Annotated in this window: 2 protein-coding genes; both read right to left on the bottom strand. The window is 36.1% G+C overall.

Annotated features, from left to right (window positions below):
* Positions 1 to 59 precede the first annotated feature (59 nt).
* Positions 60 to 566, bottom strand: coding sequence for a MepB family protein (locus PCH05_RS27085; RefSeq protein ID WP_127607831.1), 507 nt, complete (start codon positions 564 to 566; stop codon positions 60 to 62).
* A gap of 203 nt (positions 567 to 769) precedes the next feature.
* Positions 770 to 1,033: a hypothetical protein gene (locus PCH05_RS27080; RefSeq protein WP_127607829.1), complete on the bottom strand. Its 264-nt coding sequence runs from the start codon at positions 1,031 to 1,033 to the stop codon at positions 770 to 772.
* Positions 1,034 to 1,083 lie beyond the last annotated feature (50 nt).

Genomic DNA, 1,083 nt, shown 5'->3' with positions numbered 1-1,083 from the left:
TGTATATACAATGTGATGAGAGGAATCAAATGGCGGATTACAAAGATCTAAGTTAACCATTAGCTGGAATACAGCTTTAATAGTTCTTGTATTTGTAAGCTATTGTTATTGTCTACAGCTACAAAATAAGGCATTTGCCATTTTTGCGTCGCAATTGCTTCTTTACTGGTGGGGGTGTCCCAGCTAGGATAAATCCTCATTGCCATTTTCCCTTTTGCAGCGGCTGTTTTAAGTATTTTTTGTTTGACAAGAACTTCTTTCGGGAAGACGAATTGGCCAAAATTGTTATGAGTAAAGGCATTAATAACCAACAAATCAGTAGCAGTTTCGTATGAAAATGCCTGGTTTTTATTCTCTGAATCCTTTTCCCAAAAAGCAACAAACTGTCCGATCTTGGTAGGTGTTATTTTTGCAACTCTAAATCTTACCGATTTAGAATTTAGCTGAAATACCCCAGCTCCATAATCTGAATTTTGGGCTTCTTCTCGAATGGAATTGGTCGTTATGCCATTAGGTTCATAAATTGTTTCATTTATATAGGTTAACGCCTTATAGAAATTATTCAAAGTTGTACTCCTCATTTTGTTGTAAGTTATGAGACAGCATATGAACCGCGGAGTTACTTATTATTATATAGGGGCAAATCAGGGTTGGAATGAGCGCATTTAGAATTATTATTGGGTAAATTCCAAGAGTTACAATGGCGTGAGTATCACTATTTTAATATAAACAAGCCCCTTTAGTTTAACTAGTGGGACTTGTATTAGCTCTATAGCTGTATCAGGAATTTTTCCGTTAGTACAATTAAATTTATTTTCTTATCCCCGTTCTGAAACGTATACTTTGAACCCAATCTATCTACTTCTGTCCAGCCGCGATTCTCTATTTCTTGACGGTAATCGTCTGGGAGTCCGTTTTCTTCTTTAACTTCTTTTAAGGCGTACGCTTCCGAGTTTTCCTTTTTCTCCTGCAGTTCAGCTGTTTTCGGGACTGGGAAGTCTTGATTTAAGCCTTGAATGATTAAAATGTTCATTTTGGGAGGAGCAACCCATAACACATAAAATAAAAATCAGAAAACATAAT

The organism is Paenibacillus chibensis, from assembly GCF_004001045.1.
Lineage (GTDB): Bacteria > Bacillota > Bacilli > Paenibacillales > Paenibacillaceae > Paenibacillus_AQ > Paenibacillus_AQ chibensis.
The sequence above is the reverse complement of the archived record's forward strand: the minus strand, read 5'-3'. Positions and strand labels throughout refer to the sequence as shown.

What these genes read in the sequence shown, in the direction of transcription:
- PCH05_RS27080 (WP_127607829.1), bottom strand. Translation starts at nt 1,033, where the DNA reads ATGAACATTTTAATCATTCAAGGCTTAAATCAAGACTTCCCAGTCCCG.